At 61.8% G+C, this 17,939-nt stretch carries 16 protein-coding genes and 1 pseudogene; 6 read left to right on the top strand and 11 right to left on the bottom strand.

The genetic code is table 11. The features are described from left to right. Window positions 1-70 precede the first annotated feature (70 nt). The 3 genes from ACLBW8_RS11000 to ACLBW8_RS10990 all read right to left on the bottom strand — a co-directional run bounded on the left by ACLBW8_RS11000 (window position 71) and on the right by ACLBW8_RS10990 (window position 1,419). Complete coding sequence (locus ACLBW8_RS11000) at window positions 71-430, bottom strand: DUF2946 domain-containing protein (RefSeq protein ID WP_064450469.1); 360 nt, start codon at window positions 428-430, stop codon at window positions 71-73. A 64-nt stretch (window positions 431-494) separates the two neighbouring features. Continuing rightward, a complete protein-coding gene (locus tag ACLBW8_RS10995; RefSeq protein ID WP_447805355.1) occupies window positions 495-977 on the bottom strand; it encodes a copper chaperone PCu(A)C in 483 nt (160 codons plus the stop codon). Window positions 978-1,023: 46 nt separating this feature from the next. Next, on the bottom strand, window positions 1,024-1,419 hold the full coding sequence (locus ACLBW8_RS10990; RefSeq protein WP_447805354.1) for a DUF2946 domain-containing protein: 396 nt from the start codon (window positions 1,417-1,419) through the stop codon (window positions 1,024-1,026). 772 nt (window positions 1,420-2,191) lie between these two features. Between ACLBW8_RS10990 and ACLBW8_RS10985 the strand changes: the two are divergent. Next, window positions 2,192-2,353, top strand: a pseudogene (locus ACLBW8_RS10985) (DUF6124 family protein); the annotation flags it as partial. Between the two features lie 68 nt (window positions 2,354-2,421). Here the strand turns inward: ACLBW8_RS10985 and ACLBW8_RS10980 are convergent. After that, window positions 2,422-3,147 carry a cobalt-precorrin-6A reductase gene (locus tag ACLBW8_RS10980; protein WP_447805353.1) on the bottom strand — a complete coding sequence of 242 codons (726 nt, stop codon included), beginning with the start codon at window positions 3,145-3,147 and terminating at the stop codon, window positions 2,422-2,424. After that, window positions 3,144-4,349 (bottom strand): precorrin-6y C5,15-methyltransferase (decarboxylating) subunit CbiE, encoded by a 1,206-nt coding sequence (cbiE, locus tag ACLBW8_RS10975; protein WP_447805352.1) that lies wholly within the window; start codon window positions 4,347-4,349, stop codon window positions 3,144-3,146. The genes ACLBW8_RS10980 and cbiE overlap by 4 nt, the downstream gene beginning before the upstream one ends. Before the next feature lie 38 nt (window positions 4,350-4,387). Between cbiE and cobG the strand changes: the two genes are divergently transcribed. The 5 genes from cobG to ACLBW8_RS10950 all read left to right on the top strand — a co-directional run bounded on the left by cobG (window position 4,388) and on the right by ACLBW8_RS10950 (window position 9,744). Next, window positions 4,388-5,740, top strand: coding sequence for a precorrin-3B synthase (gene cobG, locus ACLBW8_RS10970; RefSeq protein WP_407015853.1), 1,353 nt, complete (start codon window positions 4,388-4,390; stop codon window positions 5,738-5,740). Next, window positions 5,733-6,359 carry a precorrin-8X methylmutase gene (locus ACLBW8_RS10965; protein WP_447805351.1) on the top strand — a complete coding sequence of 209 codons (627 nt, stop codon included), beginning with the start codon at window positions 5,733-5,735 and terminating at the stop codon, window positions 6,357-6,359. Before cobG ends, ACLBW8_RS10965 begins: the two co-directional genes overlap by 8 nt. Beyond that, entirely contained in the window at window positions 6,359-7,090 is a 732-nt protein-coding gene (locus ACLBW8_RS10960; RefSeq protein WP_128591455.1) for a precorrin-2 C(20)-methyltransferase, read from the top strand. Before ACLBW8_RS10965 ends, ACLBW8_RS10960 begins: the two co-directional genes overlap by 1 nt. Beyond that, window positions 7,090-8,727 carry a precorrin-3B C(17)-methyltransferase gene (gene cobJ, locus ACLBW8_RS10955; RefSeq protein WP_447805350.1) on the top strand — a complete coding sequence of 546 codons (1,638 nt, stop codon included), beginning with the start codon at window positions 7,090-7,092 and terminating at the stop codon, window positions 8,725-8,727. Before ACLBW8_RS10960 ends, cobJ begins: the two co-directional genes overlap by 1 nt. Before the next feature lie 237 nt (window positions 8,728-8,964). After that, a complete protein-coding gene (locus ACLBW8_RS10950) occupies window positions 8,965-9,744 on the top strand; it encodes a hypothetical protein (RefSeq protein ID WP_064450478.1) in 780 nt (259 codons plus the stop codon). Here the strand turns inward: ACLBW8_RS10950 and ACLBW8_RS10945 are convergent. The 6 genes from ACLBW8_RS10945 to dusB all read right to left on the bottom strand — a co-directional run bounded on the left by ACLBW8_RS10945 (window position 9,741) and on the right by dusB (window position 17,878). Further along, entirely contained in the window at window positions 9,741-10,337 is a 597-nt protein-coding gene (locus ACLBW8_RS10945; RefSeq protein ID WP_003217330.1) for a MarC family protein, read from the bottom strand. The genes ACLBW8_RS10950 and ACLBW8_RS10945 overlap by 4 nt on opposite strands. 165 nt (window positions 10,338-10,502) lie before the next feature. Next, window positions 10,503-13,277 carry a response regulator gene (locus ACLBW8_RS10940; RefSeq protein WP_447805349.1) on the bottom strand — a complete coding sequence of 925 codons (2,775 nt, stop codon included), beginning with the start codon at window positions 13,275-13,277 and terminating at the stop codon, window positions 10,503-10,505. 115 nt (window positions 13,278-13,392) lie between these two features. Continuing rightward, the gene (gene purD, locus ACLBW8_RS10935) at window positions 13,393-14,685 is read right to left on the bottom strand and encodes a phosphoribosylamine--glycine ligase (protein WP_064450480.1); all 1,293 of its coding nucleotides are present in this window, start codon (window positions 14,683-14,685) and stop codon (window positions 13,393-13,395) included. 173 nt (window positions 14,686-14,858) lie between these two features. Next, window positions 14,859-16,466, bottom strand: a complete 1,608-nt coding sequence (gene purH / locus ACLBW8_RS10930) for a bifunctional phosphoribosylaminoimidazolecarboxamide formyltransferase/IMP cyclohydrolase (protein WP_447805348.1) — start codon at window positions 16,464-16,466, stop codon at window positions 14,859-14,861. Window positions 16,467-16,547: 81 nt separating this feature from the next. Continuing rightward, entirely contained in the window at window positions 16,548-16,868 is a 321-nt protein-coding gene (gene fis, locus ACLBW8_RS10925; protein ID WP_002555375.1) for a DNA-binding transcriptional regulator Fis, read from the bottom strand. Next, window positions 16,865-17,878, bottom strand: coding sequence for a tRNA dihydrouridine synthase DusB (gene dusB, locus ACLBW8_RS10920; protein WP_064450482.1), 1,014 nt, complete (start codon window positions 17,876-17,878; stop codon window positions 16,865-16,867). The genes fis and dusB overlap by 4 nt, the downstream gene beginning before the upstream one ends. Between the last annotated feature and the right edge of the window lie 61 nt (window positions 17,879-17,939).

Genomic DNA, 17,939 nt, shown 5'->3' with positions numbered 1-17,939 from the left:
AAACAACACGGCCAGCAGCCTGCGGCTGTCTGTCTAAAGTCGGCCGGGGTGAAGTAACGCGATGAGGTGTTTACGAGGCGATGGGCGGGGCGCGGCTGCGGGCGCCGGGGAAGATGCTCTGCCGGGCATGGCCCAGGCGCGGGGCGGGAGTGAGGGCGGTAGCCGACGGCGGGGTGCCGAGGGTGACATAGGACACACTGCCTGGCAGGGCCGGGCAACTGAACAGCAGGCTGCAATAGCCGCACTTTTCCCAGAGGACGTGGTGTTCGTCCGGCGCTTTGCTTGGCTTGGGTTCGCCATGGCAGCCGGGCATGTCCATGGACATGCTCATCGACATACCGGCGTGATGATCCATCGGCATCGCTTGGGAAATCAGCGGACCGATAAAGATCATCAGCATGGCGAACAGGCTGATCCAACTGCCGCGCATCAGGCTCATGGGCCTGCGGCGCTGCGGGGATAACCTGGCGCGTGGGGCGCCCATCGAGGTTGGCCTATTGAGCGTGCATATGCTCGTGGCCAGCCATCGGCGGCGCTTTCTGTACCGAGACTTCCACGCGTACCTTGCCGGCTTTTTCGAAGGTCAGGGTCAGTGGGAATTGCTTGCCATCGACCAACAGGCTGCGGTCCTTAAGGCCCAGTAACATCACGTGATACGCCATCGGTGCGAAGGTCAAGTCACCCTTGGCCGGTACGGCAACGCTGGGCACTTGTTGCATCTTCATCAAGTCGCCCTGCATCACATGCTCATGCAGCTCGGCCTTGTCCGCTACTGGCGTTTCGACACTGAGCAGGCGGTCCGGGGCAACACCGGTGTTATGAATCACGAAATACGCCGCAACTGTGGGCGCATTGGGTGGCAACTCCTGGGACCAGGGGGCGCTGACGAGCAGGTCGCCGGCCTTGTAGTCATCGGCATTGGCAGCAACACACACCGGCAGCAACAACGCAGCCAGAAGCAGGGAAGATTTGAGCATGGCAGTTCTCCAGAACGGTTCTAAACGCAGTTCACTTGCGAAGAAATCAGACCGTTGGAGAGGCGCGCGGGTTGAGGCTCGGCCATTGCTGGCGCGGGGTAGGGGCTTGCAGTGACGGCGGCGGCAAGCTCTGCACCGGGTCGAACCGTGTGACATACAACTGCGGCACATGCCCCGGCAACGCCACCAGCGGCGGTGAGCCCGAGCAGCACCAGCAATGCTGCATGGTGGAATGATCGTCCTGCTGCGGCGCCGGAATTTCCAGTTTGCCCAGGGCAATGGTTTTCAGGCTGGCGCCATTGGACGAACAAAAGCTGCCCCACAGCAATTGCTGGATAGGGTCTTTAGACTGCTGCATCGCGCTGGCCATCGGCATGGCAAAGGCGTTGAACAGCACTGCAAAGCAGGCGATCCAGGCAATTGCAAAGCGTTGACGGGCCATGGCGGACAATCCGTAGGGTTAAGCGATCAGGTGGGTATTTAGCCTGATCGGTAACGATAAGTAAAAAAGCGCGGTGTGGTTTGGTGTCGCAGTCTCATATTAGCTGCAAACTCGCCAGTGTCAGGCGCCCGTTAGCTTTGGGATGATTTTTTGCGAGTCGCACGAGCAATGTTCTCCTGTGCTTTCCTGATCAATGAGCCATCGCCTGGGTCCTCTTCGACGCACGCTTGCAGATAAGCCTCCATATCCTCCTGTGTATGAAGATGGTCAAGAACATTGAAAGGGCTGAACGTTATTGTTCGATCGCAGTGGGGTGGCGCTTTTTCCAGCCGTTGATGGCGTCGAGCAGTAACTTCAGGAGCAACCCAATCCATGGCGTTGGGTTCCAGGCCTAGCGCGTGCGCCAACTCGGGGTTCGCGCTTATGTGTTCGATAATCCTGAGTTCAACAGGCCGAGTTGAGCGCCGCGCGCGGGGGTTTTTAGCCATAGGGTGAACCTCATGTTTAACGTCGATAGACGAAAGGTTGAGGATCATCGCCAAGGATATGCGCTTCTCGGTAGTCAGCAGGTTCCGGTACTCATGTAGGAAGCATCTTGTTGAGCCTCCATATAACCCGAATGTGGGAGCCTTCTACAGAAACCTCCGACAAGGATTTAAGGTTGTCCCTAGGAAGGTGCATCTCTAGTCTCCGTACACCGCTGCACACTCAGCGGTCGGGCGTCGCGGCCCGCATCTCCAGACGCCTCTATCCATTTTTACGGAGCGTCACCATGACTAAAACATCACTCACATCGAATCCCCCTGTACGGCTATTCACCGTGGTTGACGGAACAAGCACCGAAGACCTGTTGGTCAACCTCAGCGAAACACTCGCCTCGGCCAATGCGCTAAGTTGCAACCTTGCATTTGACCTGGATGGCCCAAAGCGAGAGGTGGTTGGTTCATTGCCATCCCTTGAGGTAACAAATAGATGTGACAGAGGCTGGCGGATGATCCTGATCTATAGAATGAAATCTGCCAACGAATCGATGGTTTCTTGGGGCGACAAAAGCTCCCGATCCACAGAAGCCAGCACCGGCCGCTTCAACACCAGCACCGGCACCCCACACTCGCGCGCCACTTCCAGCTTCGGCTCAGTGGCCGCACTGCCACTGTTCTTGCTGATCAGCACATCAATCCCACGCCGCTCAAACAACGCGCGCTCGTCCTCGATCAGAAACGGCCCACGCGCGCCGATGACTTCACAGCGCGCATTTCCCGGATATACATCCAATGCGCGCAGCGTCCAGAATTGGTCGGCGGGGATTTCATCAAGATGCTGTAACGGCTCGCGCCCCAGCGTAAACAACGGGCGCTTGAAGGGCTTCAACGCGTCAACCAGCTCAGCCCAATCACTGACCTCACGCCAGTCATCGCCTGCCTGCGGTTGCCACGCCGGGCGGCGCAACGCCCAGCAAGGAATGCCACACACCCTTGCAGCCTCGGCGGCGTTCCGGCTGATCTGGGCGGCATACGGATGGGTTGCGTCGAGAATCAGGCTGATGTGTTCATCACGAACAAACTGCGCGAGGCCCTCAACACCACCATAACCGCCGACACGCACTTGGCACGTGAGGTCCGTCGGCACGCGGCCCACGCCCGCCAGGCTATAGATGTGCTCCGGGCCCAGGGTTCGGGCAATGGCCAGTGCTTCAGTCACGCCGCCCAGCAGCAGGATGCGTTTCATAGTGGCTTGATCACTTCCAGCAGGGTGATTGGCAACGCCTGGCGCCAGGTGTCGAACTCACCCAGCGGCTGGGCCTGCGCCACATGAATGCGGGTCAGTTCGCCGCCCTGTTGGGCGCGCCAGGCCATCAGGGTCATTTCGCTTTGCAGGGTCACGGCATTGGCGACCAGGCGCCCGCCGGGGCGCAGGTGTTGCCAGCAGGTGTCGAGCACGCCGTCGCGGGTGACGCCGCCGCCGATGAAGATCGCGTCCGGTGCTTCCAAACCGTGCAGCACGTCCGGCGCCTTGCCACGAATCAATTGCAAACCGGGTACGCCGAGTGCGTCGCGGTTGTGTTCGATCAGGCCTTGGCGGCCTTCGTCGGCTTCGATGGCCAGCGCACGGCAACTGGGGTGCGCGCGCATCCATTCGATACCGATGGAGCCACTCCCCGCGCCTACATCCCAGAGCAATTCGCCGGGCATGGGCGCGAGGCGCGCGAGCGTCATGGCCCGCACATCGCGCTTGGTCAGTTGGCCGTCGTGCTTGAACGCCGCATCCGGCAGACCGGCGAGGCGCGACAGGCGTGGGGTATTGGCGTCGGCGAGGCAATCGATGGCGACCACATTCAAATCGGCCACCGAGGCCTGCTGCCAGTCCTGAGCCACGCTATTAATACGCTGCTCATCCGCACCGCCGAGGTGTTCGAAGACGCTGATACGGCTTGGCCCGAACCCGGACTCAACCAGCAGCGCGGCAATCGCCGCAGGGCTGCGCCCGTCATTGCTCAACACCAGCAGGCGCACACCGCTGGCCAGGTGCGCATTCAGCGCCGCCAGCGGCCGAGCGACCACAGACACGATCACCACCTCCTGCAACGGCCAACCCAACCGCGCCGCCGCCAGGGACACGGAAGATGGCGCCGGCAAAATCAGCAACTCCTCAGCCGCCAGCTGCCGCGCCAGGCTGGCTCCCACGCCGTAGAACATTGGGTCGCCGCTGGCCAGTACACACACCGGTTCGCCTCGCCGTGCCAGCACCGGCTCCAGGGAAAACGGGCTCGGCCACAGCTGGCGTTCACCACGAATACACACCGGCAAGAGATCCAACTGACGTTGGCCGCCTATAATTCGAGAGGCGCGCAACAAGGCATGCCGGGCATTTTTACCCAGCCCCTTGAAGCCGTCTTCACCGATGCCTACTACCGTCAGCCAGGGCGACATATGAATTCCTTGAACGACATCCGACGGGCAGGCTTTTCATGCCGCCGGACAAAGCAGGCATAATACCGCGCCTTTACCCGTCAACCGGTAGCCCCGTGAACCCAACGCCTGCTCTGAATACCTTGCGCCCCTCGGCTTGTCCGGGGTTGCTGCGTATCGTCCAGGCGTTGGATGGCGGCATTTGCCGGATCAAATTGGCCGGCGGTTCGATCAGCGTCCTCCAGGCCCATGCGGTGGCGGACGCCGCCCAGGCCTATGCGGGCGGGGTGATCGAGGCGACCAACCGCGCCAACGTGCAGATTCGCGGGATCGGCGCCGAGCAGGACGCCTTGATTGCAATGCTCCTTGCTGCAGACCTGGGGCCGAACAACGCCGCCGGTGACGACGTGCGCAACCTGATGCTCAGCCCCAGCGCCGGTATCGACCCGTACATGCTGTTCGACACCCGCCCGCTGGCCGACCAGATCCTCGCCACGCTGCAAAACCATCCACGCTTCCATGAGCTGTCGGCCAAGTTCGCCGTGCAATTGGATGGCGGCGAAGCCCTGGCCATGCTTGAACACCACCATGACCTGTGGCTGTCGGCCTTTGAACGCGAGGGCGAGACACTGCTTGCGTTCGGTCTGGCCGGCTGCCCTGGGCTGGATGCGCCGCTGGCCGCCGTGCCGTTGGCGCAGGGCCATGCGTTGGTGGTGGCGGTGTTGGAGCTGTTTCTCGACCTGGCGACGCCTGCGCAAACCCGGATGCGGCATTTGCCTGTGGATAACTTCCTGAACCGTCTGAACCTGCCGTTGCTGCCGGTTGATGGTTTCAAGCGCCCGGCCAGTGGGGCTCTGCTGCATCTGGGTACTTATCCACAGAGGCAAAAAGATTACGTCTACGTCGCCGCCGTTGCACCGCTGGGGCGGCTGGACTCGAGCATGCTCAAGGGCGCCGCCAAACTGGCCAGTGACTACGGCGACGGCACGCTGCGTTTCACGCCCTGGCAAGGTCTGCTGCTGCCCAACGTACACACCGATAACGCCGCCACCGTCACAGATCGCCTGCAGCAGCTGGGCTTTCTCTGCTCAGTCGAGCAACCGCTGGCACGCATGATCGCCTGCACCGGCTCAAGCGGCTGCGGCAAAGGCCTGGCCGACACCAAGGCCGACGCCGTGCAACTGGCCGCCCTGCAACCGGGTCATGACGTGCACCTGTCCGGCTGCCTGCGTTCCTGCGCCGCGGCGCATGTCGCGCCGGTCACCTTGCTGGCGGTTAGTCCCGGCCACTACGACCTCTATTTTCGCGATGCAGCCGAGCAAGGTTTCGGCCGGCTGCACGCACGCACTCTTTCCATTGAAGCGGCGGGCGCCCTGTTACGCGCACGCTCACGGAGCAACACCGATGATTGATTACATCCGCGACGGTCAGGAGATCTATCGCAACTCCTTCGCCATTATTCGCGCGGAAGCCAAGTTGGACCGCATCCCGGCCGACCTGGAAAAACTCGCGGTGCGGGTGATTCATGCGTGCGGCATGGTCGAGGCCATCGACGGCCTGCAGTTCTCCATCGGTGCCGGCAAGGCCGGGCGCGAGGCGCTGGCCGCCGGCGCGCCGATTCTGTGTGATGCGCGAATGGTCTCCGAAGGCGTGACCCGCGCGCGCCTGCCAGCCAACAATGAAGTGATCTGCACCTTGCGCGACGACAGCGTGCCGGAGTTGGCGCGGGAATTGGGCAACACCCGTTCGGCCGCTGCGCTGGAGCTGTGGCGCCCGCACCTGGAAGGCAGCGTGGTGGTGATCGGCAACGCGCCGACCGCCTTGTTCTACCTGCTGGAAATGCTCGACGCCGGCGCGCCGAAACCGGCATTGATCCTGGGTTTCCCGGTGGGGTTTGTCGGCGCCGCCGAATCCAAGGCGATGCTGGCGGCCGACAGCCGTGGCGTACCGTTCGTGATCATGCAAGGCCGCCTTGGCGGCAGTGCCATGGCCGCCGCCGCGGTCAACGCCTTGGCCACGGAGGTCGAATAATGCAGGCACGTGGACGGTTGATTGGCCTGGGCGTGGGCCCCGGCGACCCGGAACTGATTACCCTCAAGGCCCTGCGCCTGCTACGCGAGTCGCCGGTGGTTGCGTACTTCGTGGCCAAGGGCAAGAAGGGCAATGCCTTCGGCATCATCGAAGACCACTTGGTGGCGCAGCAGACCCTGATGCCGCTGGTGTACCCGGTGACCACGGAAGTGCTGCCGGCACCGATGTCTTATGAACAAATCATCAGCGACTTCTACGACACTGCCAGCATGGACGTGGCCGCGCACTTGGACGCCGGCCGTGATGTGGCGGTGATCTGCGAAGGCGACCCGTTCTTCTACGGTTCTTACATGTACCTGCACGACCGTCTGGCCGAGCGTTATGACGCGCAAGTTATCCCTGGCGTGTGCTCCATGCTCGGCGGCGCCTCGGTGCTCGGCGCACCGTTGGTGTATCGCAATCAGAGTCTGTCGGTGCTCTCCGGTGTGTTGCCCGCTGACGACCTCAAGCGGCGCCTGGCGGATGCCGATGCGGCGGTCATCATGAAGCTGGGCCGCAACTTCCCCAAGGTGCGCCAGGTGCTGGAAGAACTCGGTTTGGCCGAGCGCGCGCTCTACGTGGAGCGCGCGACCATGGCTAACCAGAAAATCGTGGCACTGGATCAGGTCGACCCGGCGTCTTCGCCGTACTTCTCGCTGATCATCGTGCCGGGTGAAAGGTGGCAAGGTTGATGTGCCCGGCGATTGTCATTCTGGGCCAGGGCAGCCTGGCGACTGCGCGCAAGATTCAACAGGTTTACCCGGGCGCGCTGATCCATGGCCTGGCCGGACGGGTTGAAGGTGCGGACCACACGTACAGCGAGTTCGGCGCAACCTTGCGCCAGCTTTATCAACAAGGCACGCCGTTGATCGCCCTGTGCGCGGCCGGCATCGTCATCCGCACCCTGGCGCCGCTATTGCTCGAAAAGGGTGAAGAACCAGCAGTGCTGGCCGTCGCTGAAGATGGCAGTGCCGTGGTGCCGTTGCTCGGTGGCCTGGGCGGTGTGAACGTCATGGCGCGAGACATCGCGGCAGCGTTGGGCGTAGCCGCTGCAATCACTACCAGCGGCGAGCTGCGTTTCGGCACTTGCCTGCTCAACCCGCCCGCGGGTTACCAACTGGCCGACCTGGAGCTGGGCAAACGCTTCGTCTCCGACCTGCTCGCCGGAGAAAGCGTGCGCATTGAAGGCGCGGCGCCCTGGCTGGACCAGGCCAATCTGCCGCAGGATCAGCACGCACGCTTGGCGATTCACGTGGGCAGCGCCCTGCGTGTGCCGGCGGACAACGAATTACTGATTTACCCGAAGACGGTGTGCGTCACTTGTAAGCCTGGTGCGCAGTTGGCCGAGCGTGTGCGTGCGGCGTTGCACCATGCCGGCATTGCTGTGCAATCCCTGGCCTGCCTGTTGGCCAGCGCTACGCAAATGGCCGACGCTTCCTTGCCCGACGCTGCATTGGAATTAGGGGTGCCGTTGCGTTTCGCTGACGTGGAGCAAGACGCGGACATCGTTATCAGCGTTGCAGAACAACCTCTGGACCTTTCGCTCGTCGGCCGTCCGCGTGGGCGTCTCGCGGTGATTGGCCTGGGCCCGGGCGCGGCCGAGTTGATGGTCCCGGCCGTCAAGGCTGAACTGGCACGCTGCACCGATGTGCTGGGCTACGAAACCTACGTGCGCATGGCCGGGCCGTTCCGCGATGACCAGGTGCAGCATTGCACCGATAACCGCGAAGAAATGCAGCGCGCGCGTCATGCCTTTGAGCTGGCTGCGCAAGGGCGCTCAGTGGTGGTGGTGTCGTCCGGCGACCCCGGAGTGTTTGCGATGGCAGCTGCTGTCATCGAGGCCTTGCACGAGTCGAGCGACCCGGCCTGGCATCAAGTCGACCTGGAGATTCTGCCGGGCGTCTCGGCCTCGCTGGCCACCGCCGCTCAAGCGGGTGCGCCGCTGGGGCATGACTTCTGCGTGATGTCGCTGTCGGACAACCTCAAGCCTTGGTCGATCATCGAAAAGCGCTTGGACCTTGCATCCCAGGCCGACCTGGCCCTGGCGTTCTATAACCCCATCTCGCGCTCGCGGCCTTGGCAACTGGGGCGCGCCCTGGAAATCGTCGCCTTGCATCGCACGCCGCAGACGCCGGTAGTGCTGGGGCGTGACATCGGCCGCCCAGGCCAGACCCTGCGTGTCACCACGCTTGGGCAACTGACGCCTGAGCAGGTCGACATGCGCACCATGGTGCTGATTGGCTCGTCCACCACCTGCGTGTTTGCGCGGGCCGGTGGCGGGGAGTGGGTGTACACGCCGCGTTGGTATGGCGAGAAACCTGCCTGCTGAAAGCGGTCTGTCGTACGCAAGAAAGCTCCGAGTAACGCTGGGTGAAAACCTACCGTTATTCGGGGCTTTTTCTTTTTTTGTCGCTGAAAGACGGAAGGCCCGCGCGGGCGCCTCGTTATTGCTGGGGGGCGCTTTTTCGGAGGGTGTGCCAAGCGATGTTTGTCGTCTGGCAAGCCCACCTGCCACTCGACTAGTGTGGGAGCAAGCCCCATGTGGGGTGCTTGTGGAGAACGGGAAATGGAGCGATATCACAAAAGGATCATCAGTGCGAAGAGGCGCAAGTTGATTGCCGCCTACAAGCTGCCAGGGGCACCGGCAATCACGCCCTCCTTGGCGTTGGACACTGAGGATGATTGCAATGCGGCAGTGGTGAACAATGGTGTGATCTCGTTTATCGAGGGTATGTCTGCGCTGAACCGCGAGTACATCCGCAAAAGCTACTTGCTGGCCAGTGGTTATGTCAGCGATGTGTTGAAAGTAAACCGCGGCACGGAGGCGTGGTACGACGAGTTTATCAAGGTGATGATCAGCTTGGGCTGGCTGCCGGTGCGCAGCCGCTTCGAGCGGGTCAAAAGCTCGGGCAAGGGCCTGACGGTGCAACTGGCGGCGCTTAATATCATCGCGGCCATGCTGGCGTCGACATCACTGGCCGGGCCGCTGCTCGCGGCGTTGCCGAAGCTGGCGGCCGACGCACTGGAGGCCATGAAGCAGCAACCCGCTTCATTCGAGCTGTTCAAGCGCAACAGCACGGTGCATCAGGGCGGTGATTTCGGCTTGGCCTCCTGTGCCGAGACCGACGGCGAAGTGATGATGGTGTTAGTGACTTACAGCAGTCACGGGGTGAGCAAGCAGGTCGGCTTGCCGTTTCTGGAGTGGGACAGCGCCTCGTTCGAGGCCTTCAGCGGGCAGACCTGCCTGGTGCTGAATACCTCGGTGGTCAACGAAAAGACCCTCCAGTTGATGCGCGAAAGCGCGGGAGACAAGGTGCAGTCGGCAATCGCCCAGTATCGGATTTAAGGCACCAGGTAGCCGCGTACCCCGGTAAAGATGATCTGCGCGGCAAGCGCGCACACGAACAACCCCATCAACCGGCTGACAATCTGCAAGCCCTGGTCGCCGAGAATGCGTTCGATACGGTTGGACAAATACAGCACCACGCCCACCGTGAGGCTGGCCAGGGCGATGCTGAGGATGGCGGTGATCTTGTCATCCCAATGCGGCTGGCTGACGCCCATCACCAGCAGCGCACCGATGGTGCCGGGGCCAACGGTGAGGGGGATGGTCAGCGGCACGATGGTCACGTCTTGCTGCACATTGTCGGTCTGCACCGCTGATTTGCCCTGGGCCATGCCCAGAGCCGAGATAAACAGCACGCTGCCGGCACCGATGCGAAAGGCGTCCACGGTGATGCCGAACACACTGAAAATCACCCGGCCAAACAGGTAGAGCAATACGCTCGACACCAGCGTCGCCAACGCCACTTTCCAGGCCAGGCGCCTGCGTTCCTTGCTGGAATAACCACGGGTCAGGCTGATAAAGCAGGACAGCACAAAGAACGGGCTGTAGAGCACCAGCATCTTCAGGTAAACGCTGAATAACACATGGAGCATGGGGGGCGGCTCGCGATGGGAGAAGTCTGCGGAGTCTATCAGGCGCAACCGGGCAAATGTGGGAGCTGGCTTGCCTGCCATAGCGGTATGTCAAGCAACTGGCTTGTCGCTAATACACCGCTATCGCAGGCAAGCCAGCTCCCACAGGGGCGGTTGCATTTCAGGTCAGGAAACGGTGCTGTGTTCCTGTTTTTGTTGACGCTGCGCCACCCAGAACTCAACCAGCTCGCGCAACTGCGACAACTCCACTGGCTTGGCCATATGCCCATCCATCCCGGCCTGGCGCGCGCGCTCTTTATGTTCCGAGAGGATGTGTGCGGTGAGTGCCACCACCGGTGTGCGAATGCGTTGGTGGCTGACTTCCCACGCCCGCAGTTGCTGAGTGGCGGAGAAGCCATCGAGGATCGGCATTTCACAGTCCATCAACACCAGGTCGTAACGCTGGGCTTTCATCGCCTCCAGCGCTTCTTCACCGTTGCTGGCGGTGTCCGGGTTAAGGTTGAGCTTGCCCAGCATGCCGCGAATCACTTTGGTGGAGATGCTGTTGTCTTCAGCCACCAGGATGCGGAAGTCGCTGGGCACGGTCACGGCTGTCGGTGCGCTGAGGGCGGGGCGCGGCTGCACGGCGCCTTTACTGCGCTGGGTCAGTTCGTCGGCCAGGGTGGTCTTGAGCGTGTAGCCAGCCACCGGTTTGGCGAGGATGCGCTTGATGCCGCAGTTGCGCGCGATGATCTTGCTCGGTGCATTGCTGATGCCAGTGAGCATGATCAGCAGGATGTCGTGGTTAAGGCTCGGGTCTTCCTTGATCTTTGCCGCCAGTTGCATACCGGTCATGCCGGGCATGTTCTGGTCCAGCAGCACCACGTCGAAGTAATCGCGCAGGTGAGCTTTGGTGCGCAGCAGCGCCAGGGCCTCTTTGCCGGACGGCACGGCGCTGACGTTCAGGCCCCAGGCCGTGCATTGCTGCACCAGCACTTTGCGGCAGGTGTCGTTGTCGTCCACCACCAATACCCGGGCGCCTTTGAGCGGGCCGTCGAGGTCGGACGTCGGATGCTCCAGGCGTTCCGGGTCCAATGGCAGGGTCAGCCACAGGGTGCTGCCTTGGTGGCTGCCACTCTTGATGCCGAACTCGCCGTTCATCAACAGGATCAGTTGACGCGCGATCACCAGGCCCAGGTGGCCGCTCAAGCGCGTGGCCGAGAGGAAGTTCTTGCTGTGCAGTTCGCTGTGCAGCAACGCGTCGCGCTCGGCGGCCTCCATCGGCAGGCCGCTGTCCTGCACGGCAATGCGCAAGCGCGGCTTGGTGCTGCGTTCGTCGAGGGCGACGACGATCAGCACTTCACCTTCATCGGTTTTTTGCAGGGCGTTTTCCAGCAGGCTTAACAGTGCCTGGCGCAGGCGCGTCGGGTCGCCGCTGATCACTCGCGGCACTTGGGGCTGGATGAAGCTGATCAGTTCGACGTTCTGCTGTTCGGCCTTGGCGCGGAAGATACTCAAGCAGTCATCGATCAGGGCGTTGAGGTCGAATTGCACGTCGTCCAGCTCGATCTGCCCGGACTCCAGCTTGGAGATGTCGAGGATCTCGTTGATCAGCGTCAGCAGTTCATTACCGGCGCTGTGGATGGTTTGCACGTAGTCACGCTGTTTCACCGACAGCGGCGTGCCCAGCAGCAACTCGGTCATGCCCAGCACACCGTTCATGGGCGTACGGATTTCGTGGCTGATCTTCGCCAGGAACTCGGCCTTGGCGGCGATTTCGGCATTGCTGGCCGCCAGATCACGGCTGAGGCTGAAGCGGGCCTCGACAATCGCGCGCTGGCGTTCGCCCAGGGCCAGGCTCATCAGCAGGCCGCTGAGGCAGATAAACCCGAGCAACGTGACAATCAAACCTTGCGGCGCCACCAGCGTCAGGCCGAGCAGGGCAGGGAGGATGATCAGCGTACCGATGTTGAACACCACCATCGCTACCACGAACAAGCGTGCCGGCCGGTAGCCTTTCTGCCAGTGACAGGCCGAGACAAACAACATGCTCAGCCCGGCCAGGGCCACCAGGGCGTAGGTGATGATGTTCAGCGGCAAGGTGTTGACGAACAACAGCAGCAGGCCGCACAGCACGATCAGCAGGATGTCGGCCATCAACAGCTTGTTCAGCGGGTGCGGGCCCAAAGGCATGAAGAATCGGTAGGCAAACATCAACCCGCAGGGGGCGGTCAGCAGCAGGGCCAGGTAGGCGCCCGGGGTCTGGATCGCGTGCCAGTTCGGCAGCCACGGCCCCACCAGGTTGAGCAGCAATGCCAGGCTCAGCATCAACAGCAGCTCGCAGGCCGCCAGCCATAGGCTGCTGCGTGAGCGGTGGTAAGCGAAGCGTGTGAGGTTGTGCAGGATCAGCATCAGCAGGCAGCCGAACAGCAGGCCGTAGATCAGTGTCTGGGTCTGATCGGCGGCGGCGAGTACGGCCGGTTCCAGGGTGATATAGGGGCGCAGCTCGTGTTCCGAGACCAGGCGCAGATACACCTCCAGAGGCTTCTGGCTCTGGGGCATCGGCAGCATGAAATCGCTGCTGGGCAGCGGGCGTTCCGCCTGGGGTTGGCGAGTGCCGGTGCTTTGTTGTTCCACCAGGGTGTCGCCGTCCAGTACATAGAGGCTCAGGTGGGACAGGTCCGGGGCGAATACCCGCAGCACTTGCTCGTGCTTGCCGGGTTGCAGCTTGAAGCGTACCCACAACGCACCGTCCGGCTCCGCGGCGGTAATCCGGTCCAGTTCGATGGGGCTGAATTGATTGGTGTAGCGGGGGGAGCGAATGTCGCTCAACTGCAGGTCGGCCTGTTCATCAAGCAATACTGCCCAACCACTGCCTTGCGCGGCGGCCTGGGCCGGGAACAAGCAGAGCAGGGTCAGCAAACTGACTGTGAAACCTATGGCGATCCTGAGCCAGCGCACGGCGAAATCCCTTCGTAGGTTGATGCACGGGTTAACTATGCGCGGGGCGACATGTGTAGGGCAAGGGCCAGAGGCCCTTGCCTAACCGAACGGATAGCTACTCAAGTGTAGCTGTTCAGCTGTTCTCGCCACGTTCACGGGCAATGGCGCGGTAGCCGATGTCTGTGCGGTAGAAGCAACCTTTCCAGTCGATTTTCGCGGCCAGTTTGTACGCCTGTTGTTGCGCGGCGTCGACACTGGCACCCATTGCGGTGGCGCACAACACACGGCCACCTGCGGTTACAACGTTGCCATCCTTGAGCGCGGTGCCGGCATGGAACACCTTGCCTTCCAGCGTAGCAGCTGCGTCCAGGCCTTCAATCACATCGCCTTTGGCGTAGTCGGCAGGGTAACCACCGGCCGCCAGCACAATGCCGACGCTCGGACGTGGGTCCCACTGTGCTTCAACCTTGTCCAGCGCCTGGGCCAGGGCCGCTTCCACCAGCAGCACCAGGCTCGACTGCAAGCGCAGCATCACCGGTTGGGTTTCCGGGTCGCCGAAGCGGCAGTTGAACTCGATGACTTTCGGGTTACCGGCTTTGTCGATCATCAGGCCGGCGTACAGGAAGCCGGTATACACGTTGCCTTCGTCGGCCATGCCGCGCACGGTCGGCCAGATCACCAGGTCCATCACACGCTTGTGTACTTCGGCGGTGACCACTGGGGCAGGGGAGTAAGCACCCATGCCGCCGGTGTTCGGGCCAGTGTCGCCGTCGCCGACGCGTTTGTGGTCCTGGCTGGTGGCCATCGGCAGAACGTTTTTGCCGTCGACCATTACGATAAAGCTGGCCTCTTCGCCGTCGAGGAACTCTTCGATGACGACGCGGGAACCGGCTTCACCGAAAGCGTTACCGGCGAGCATGTCGCGCACGGCGTCTTCGGCTTCCTGCAGGGTCATCGCAACGATCACGCCTTTACCGGCGGCCAGGCCGTCGGCCTTGATCACGATCGGTGCGCCTTTTTCACGCAGGTAAGCCAGGGCCGGCTCGATCTCGGTGAAGTTCTGGTAGTCGGCAGTCGGGATCTTGTGGCGTGCCAGGAAATCCTTGGTGAACGCCTTGGAACCTTCCAGCTGTGCAGCGCCGGCGGTAGGGCCGAAGCAATCCAGGCCACGGCTGCGGAACAGGTCCACGACGCCGGCAACCAACGGCACTTCCGGACCGACGATGGTCAGGGAAACGTTTTTCTCGGCAAAATCAGCAAGCTGCTCCAGGGCCAGCACGTCGATGGCGACGTTTTCACACTTGGCTTCAATGGCGGTGCCGGCGTTGCCGGGTGCGACGAAAACTTTCTGGACACGCGGGTCCTGGGCAACTTTCCAGGCCAGGGCGTGTTCACGGCCACCGCTGCCAATGATCAAAACATTCATTTCAAAAAACCTCGGATGATGCTCAATTCTTGGGAGCACTGTGAGCCGCTTTTCTGTGGGAGCCGGGCTTGCCCGCGATGCAGGCACCTCGGTGTGTCATGCACACCGAGGTGATGCTATCGCAGGCAAGCCAGCTCCCCTGTCAAGCCAGTGCCCGCTTGGTATCAAATCAATCAGTGACGGAAGTGGCGCATACCGGTGAACACCATGGCGATACCGGCTTCGTCGGCTGCGGCAATCACTTCTGCATCACGCATCGAACCGCCCGGTTGGATCACGGCGGTAACACCGGCTTTCGCAGCATTGTCCAGGCCGTCGCGGAACGGGAAAAACGCGTCGGAAGCCATCACCGAACCGGCGACTTGCAAACCCGCGTGCTCAGCCTTGATCGCGGCGATACGTGCCGAGTTCACACGGCTCATCTGGCCGGCGCCGACACCGATGGTCTGGCGGTTCTTGGCGTAGACGATGGCGTTGGACTTAACGTACTTGGCGACTTTCCAGGCGAAGATCAGGTCGTGGATCTCTTGCTCGGTCGGGGCGCGTTGGGTGACGACTTTGAGGTCTTCGCTGCCGATCATGCCGATGTCGCGGCTCTGTACCAGCAAGCCGCCGTTGACGCGCTTGTAGTCCCAGGCAGCAGCGCGGTCAGCCGACCACTCGCCACAGGCCAGCAGGCGCACGTTGGCTTTGGCGGCCACAATGGCGCGGGCTTCTTCACTCACGGAAGGGGCGATGATCACTTCGACGAACTGACGCTCGACGATGGCTTTGGCGGTTTCTGCATCCAGCTCGCGGTTGAAGGCGATGATGCCGCCGAAGGCGGATTCGGTGTCGGTGGCGTAGGCCAGTTCGTACGCCTGGCGGATACCGCCTTCAGCGTCCGGGCTCACGGCCACGCCACACGGGTTGGCGTGCTTGACGATCACGCAGGCCGGCTTGACGAAGCTCTTCACACATTCCAGCGCGGCGTCGGTGTCGGCCACGTTGTTGTAGGACAGCTCTTTGCCTTGCAGTTGGGTCGCGGTGGCGATGCCGACTTCGGCCGGTTTGGCTTCCACGTAGAACGCCGCGCTCTGGTGCGGGTTCTCGCCGTAGCGCATTTCCTGGGCCTTGATGAACTGGCTGTTGAAGGTGCGCGGGAACTGGCTGCGGCCTTCTGTGCTGAGGGTGTCGGCGGCCTGGTTCACGGTGCCCATGTAGTTGGCGATCATGCCGTCGTAGGCGGCAGTGTGTTCGAACGCCTTGAGCATCAGGTCGAAACGCTGGGCATAGGTCAGGCCGCCGGCTTTCAGGCTTTCGAGCACGTTGGCGTAGTCGCTGGCGTTAACCACGATGGCCACGTCTTTGTGGTTCTTGGCCGCGGAGCGAACCATGGTCGGGCCGCCGATATCGATGTTTTCGATGGCGGTCGGCAGGTCGCAGCCTGGCTTGTTGATGGTGGCTTCGAACGGGTAAAGGTTAACGGCCACCAGGTCGATCGGCTTGATGCCGTGTTCGGTCATGATGGCGTCGTCGATACCGCGACGACCGAGGATCCCGCCGTGGATTTTCGGGTGCAGGGTCTTGACTCGACCGTCCATCATTTCTGCGAAACCGGTGTAGTCCGCGACTTCTACTGCGGCCACGCCGTTGTCCTGCAGCAGTTTGAAGGTCCCGCCCGTGGAGAGGATTTCCACGCCCAGGGCTTCCAGCTCCCGGGCAAATTCGAGGATCCCGGTCTTGTCGGAGACGCTGATCAAGGCACGGCGGATCGGCAGGCGGGTAGTCTGGTCGGTCATTTCAATTTCCATCTAAAGCAAAGGAGTCAGCAAAAAAGGCGTCCGTTTTTACGCGGGCGCCTTTCTGGTTTGATTGAATGCTTACAGCAAATCGTACTGCTTGAGCTTTTTGCGCAAGGTGCCACGATTGAGGCCCAGCAGCTCACTGGCTTTGGTCTGGTTGCCCTTGACGTAGTTCATCACGCTTTCAAGCAAGGGCGCTTCGACTTCGGAGAGCACCAGGTTGTACACGTCCGTGACGGAAGCGCCCTCAAGGTGGGCGAAATAATTGTGCAACGCCTTCTCGACACTCCCGCGAAGGGTCTGGCCTTCTTCGCTCGGCGTGTTCAGGTGCTGTTTCAAATTGACGTTGTCGCTCACGGGTGTTGTTCCACTCACTAAAGTCTCGGTCATCATCGTCATGCGGCCACCCCCTCTCCGTCCCCTGTCCCCAGGCTCTTGTAACGTTCGCTGAAAAACTCACGAACGTTGGCGCACTGTGCTTCCGTATCATCCAAACGATTGAAGTGGGCGCGAAACTCCCTGGCGCCCGGCAAGGTTGCGAGATACCAGCCGACATGCTTGCGAGCAATGCGTACTCCCATCACGTCTCCATAGAAGGCGTGCAGGGCGGCCAGATGCTCTAGCAGAATACGTTCCACCTCGATCAGCTCCGGTGCCGGCAACACTTCGCCGGTACGCAGAAAATGCTCGATCTCACGAAAAATCCATGGCCGCCCCTGGGCGGCCCGGCCAATCAACAAGCCATCGGCACCGGTTGCGTGCAGCACGCGCCGGGCTTTCTCGGCTGAGTCGATATCGCCATTGGCAAACACCGGCATCGACACCGCCTGCTTGATCGCGGCAATGGTGTCGTACTCGGCTTCACCGGTGTAAAGGTCGGCGCGGGTGCGGCCGTGCACCGCCAACGCTGTAATGCCTGCCTGTTCGGCGATCTTCGCCACCGTCAGGCCGTTCTTGTTGTCCCGGTCCCAACCGGTACGAATCTTCAGGGTGACCGGCACATCCACTGCGGCGACAACGGCCTGCAGGATCTCGGCGACCAATTGCTCATCTTTCAACAGCGCGGAACCGGCGGCCTTGTTGCAGACCTTCTTGGCCGGGCAGCCCATGTTGATGTCGATGATCTGTGCGCCCAACTCAACGTTGGCCCGTGCTGCATCCGCCAGCATTTGTGCATCACCACCGGCGATCTGTACCGAGCGGGGCTCGGGATCACCTTCGTGGATCATGCGCATCCGCGATTTGCGGGTGTTCCACAGGCTCATGTCGCTGGTGACCATTTCAGAGACTACTAGACCCGCGCCCAAACGCTTGCACAGCTGACGAAAGGGCTGGTCGGTGACGCCCGCCATCGGGGCGAGAATCAAACCGTTTGGCAATGTGTATGGGCCGATGCGTACCGCCGACATAGGACTTCCCTGTTGTGGGGCCGGATCATTAGAGTTCGAAAAAGGGTTGGCATGATACCCG

The sequence above is a fragment of the Pseudomonas sp. M5A4_2d genome, assembly GCF_053345295.1.
The sequence above is the reverse complement of the archived record's forward strand: the minus strand, read 5'-3'. Positions and strand labels throughout refer to the sequence as shown.

Coding starts and splice junctions, on each gene's coding strand:
- ACLBW8_RS10995 (WP_447805355.1), bottom strand. CDS start 977: ATGCTCAAATCTTCCCTGCTTCTGGCTGCGTTGTTGCTGCCGGTGTGT.
- dusB (WP_064450482.1), bottom strand. CDS start 17,878: ATGTCGGCGGTACGCATCGGCCCATACACATTGCCAAACGGTTTGATT.
- ACLBW8_RS11000 (WP_064450469.1), bottom strand. CDS start 430: ATGCGCGGCAGTTGGATCAGCCTGTTCGCCATGCTGATGATCTTTATC.
- cobG (WP_407015853.1), top strand. CDS start 4,388: ATGCCGCCGGACAAAGCAGGCATAATACCGCGCCTTTACCCGTCAACC.
- ACLBW8_RS10980 (WP_447805353.1), bottom strand. CDS start 3,147: ATGAAACGCATCCTGCTGCTGGGCGGCGTGACTGAAGCACTGGCCATT.
- ACLBW8_RS10990 (WP_447805354.1), bottom strand. CDS start 1,419: ATGGCCCGTCAACGCTTTGCAATTGCCTGGATCGCCTGCTTTGCAGTG.
- cobJ (WP_447805350.1), top strand. CDS start 7,090: ATGTGCCCGGCGATTGTCATTCTGGGCCAGGGCAGCCTGGCGACTGCG.
- ACLBW8_RS10945 (WP_003217330.1), bottom strand. CDS start 10,337: ATGCTCCATGTGTTATTCAGCGTTTACCTGAAGATGCTGGTGCTCTAC.
- purH (WP_447805348.1), bottom strand. CDS start 16,466: ATGACCGACCAGACTACCCGCCTGCCGATCCGCCGTGCCTTGATCAGC.
- ACLBW8_RS10950 (WP_064450478.1), top strand. CDS start 8,965: ATGGAGCGATATCACAAAAGGATCATCAGTGCGAAGAGGCGCAAGTTG.
- purD (WP_064450480.1), bottom strand. CDS start 14,685: ATGAATGTTTTGATCATTGGCAGCGGTGGCCGTGAACACGCCCTGGCC.
- ACLBW8_RS10960 (WP_128591455.1), top strand. CDS start 6,359: ATGCAGGCACGTGGACGGTTGATTGGCCTGGGCGTGGGCCCCGGCGAC.
- cbiE (WP_447805352.1), bottom strand. CDS start 4,349: ATGTCGCCCTGGCTGACGGTAGTAGGCATCGGTGAAGACGGCTTCAAG.
- ACLBW8_RS10965 (WP_447805351.1), top strand. CDS start 5,733: ATGATTGATTACATCCGCGACGGTCAGGAGATCTATCGCAACTCCTTC.
- fis (WP_002555375.1), bottom strand. CDS start 16,868: ATGACGATGATGACCGAGACTTTAGTGAGTGGAACAACACCCGTGAGC.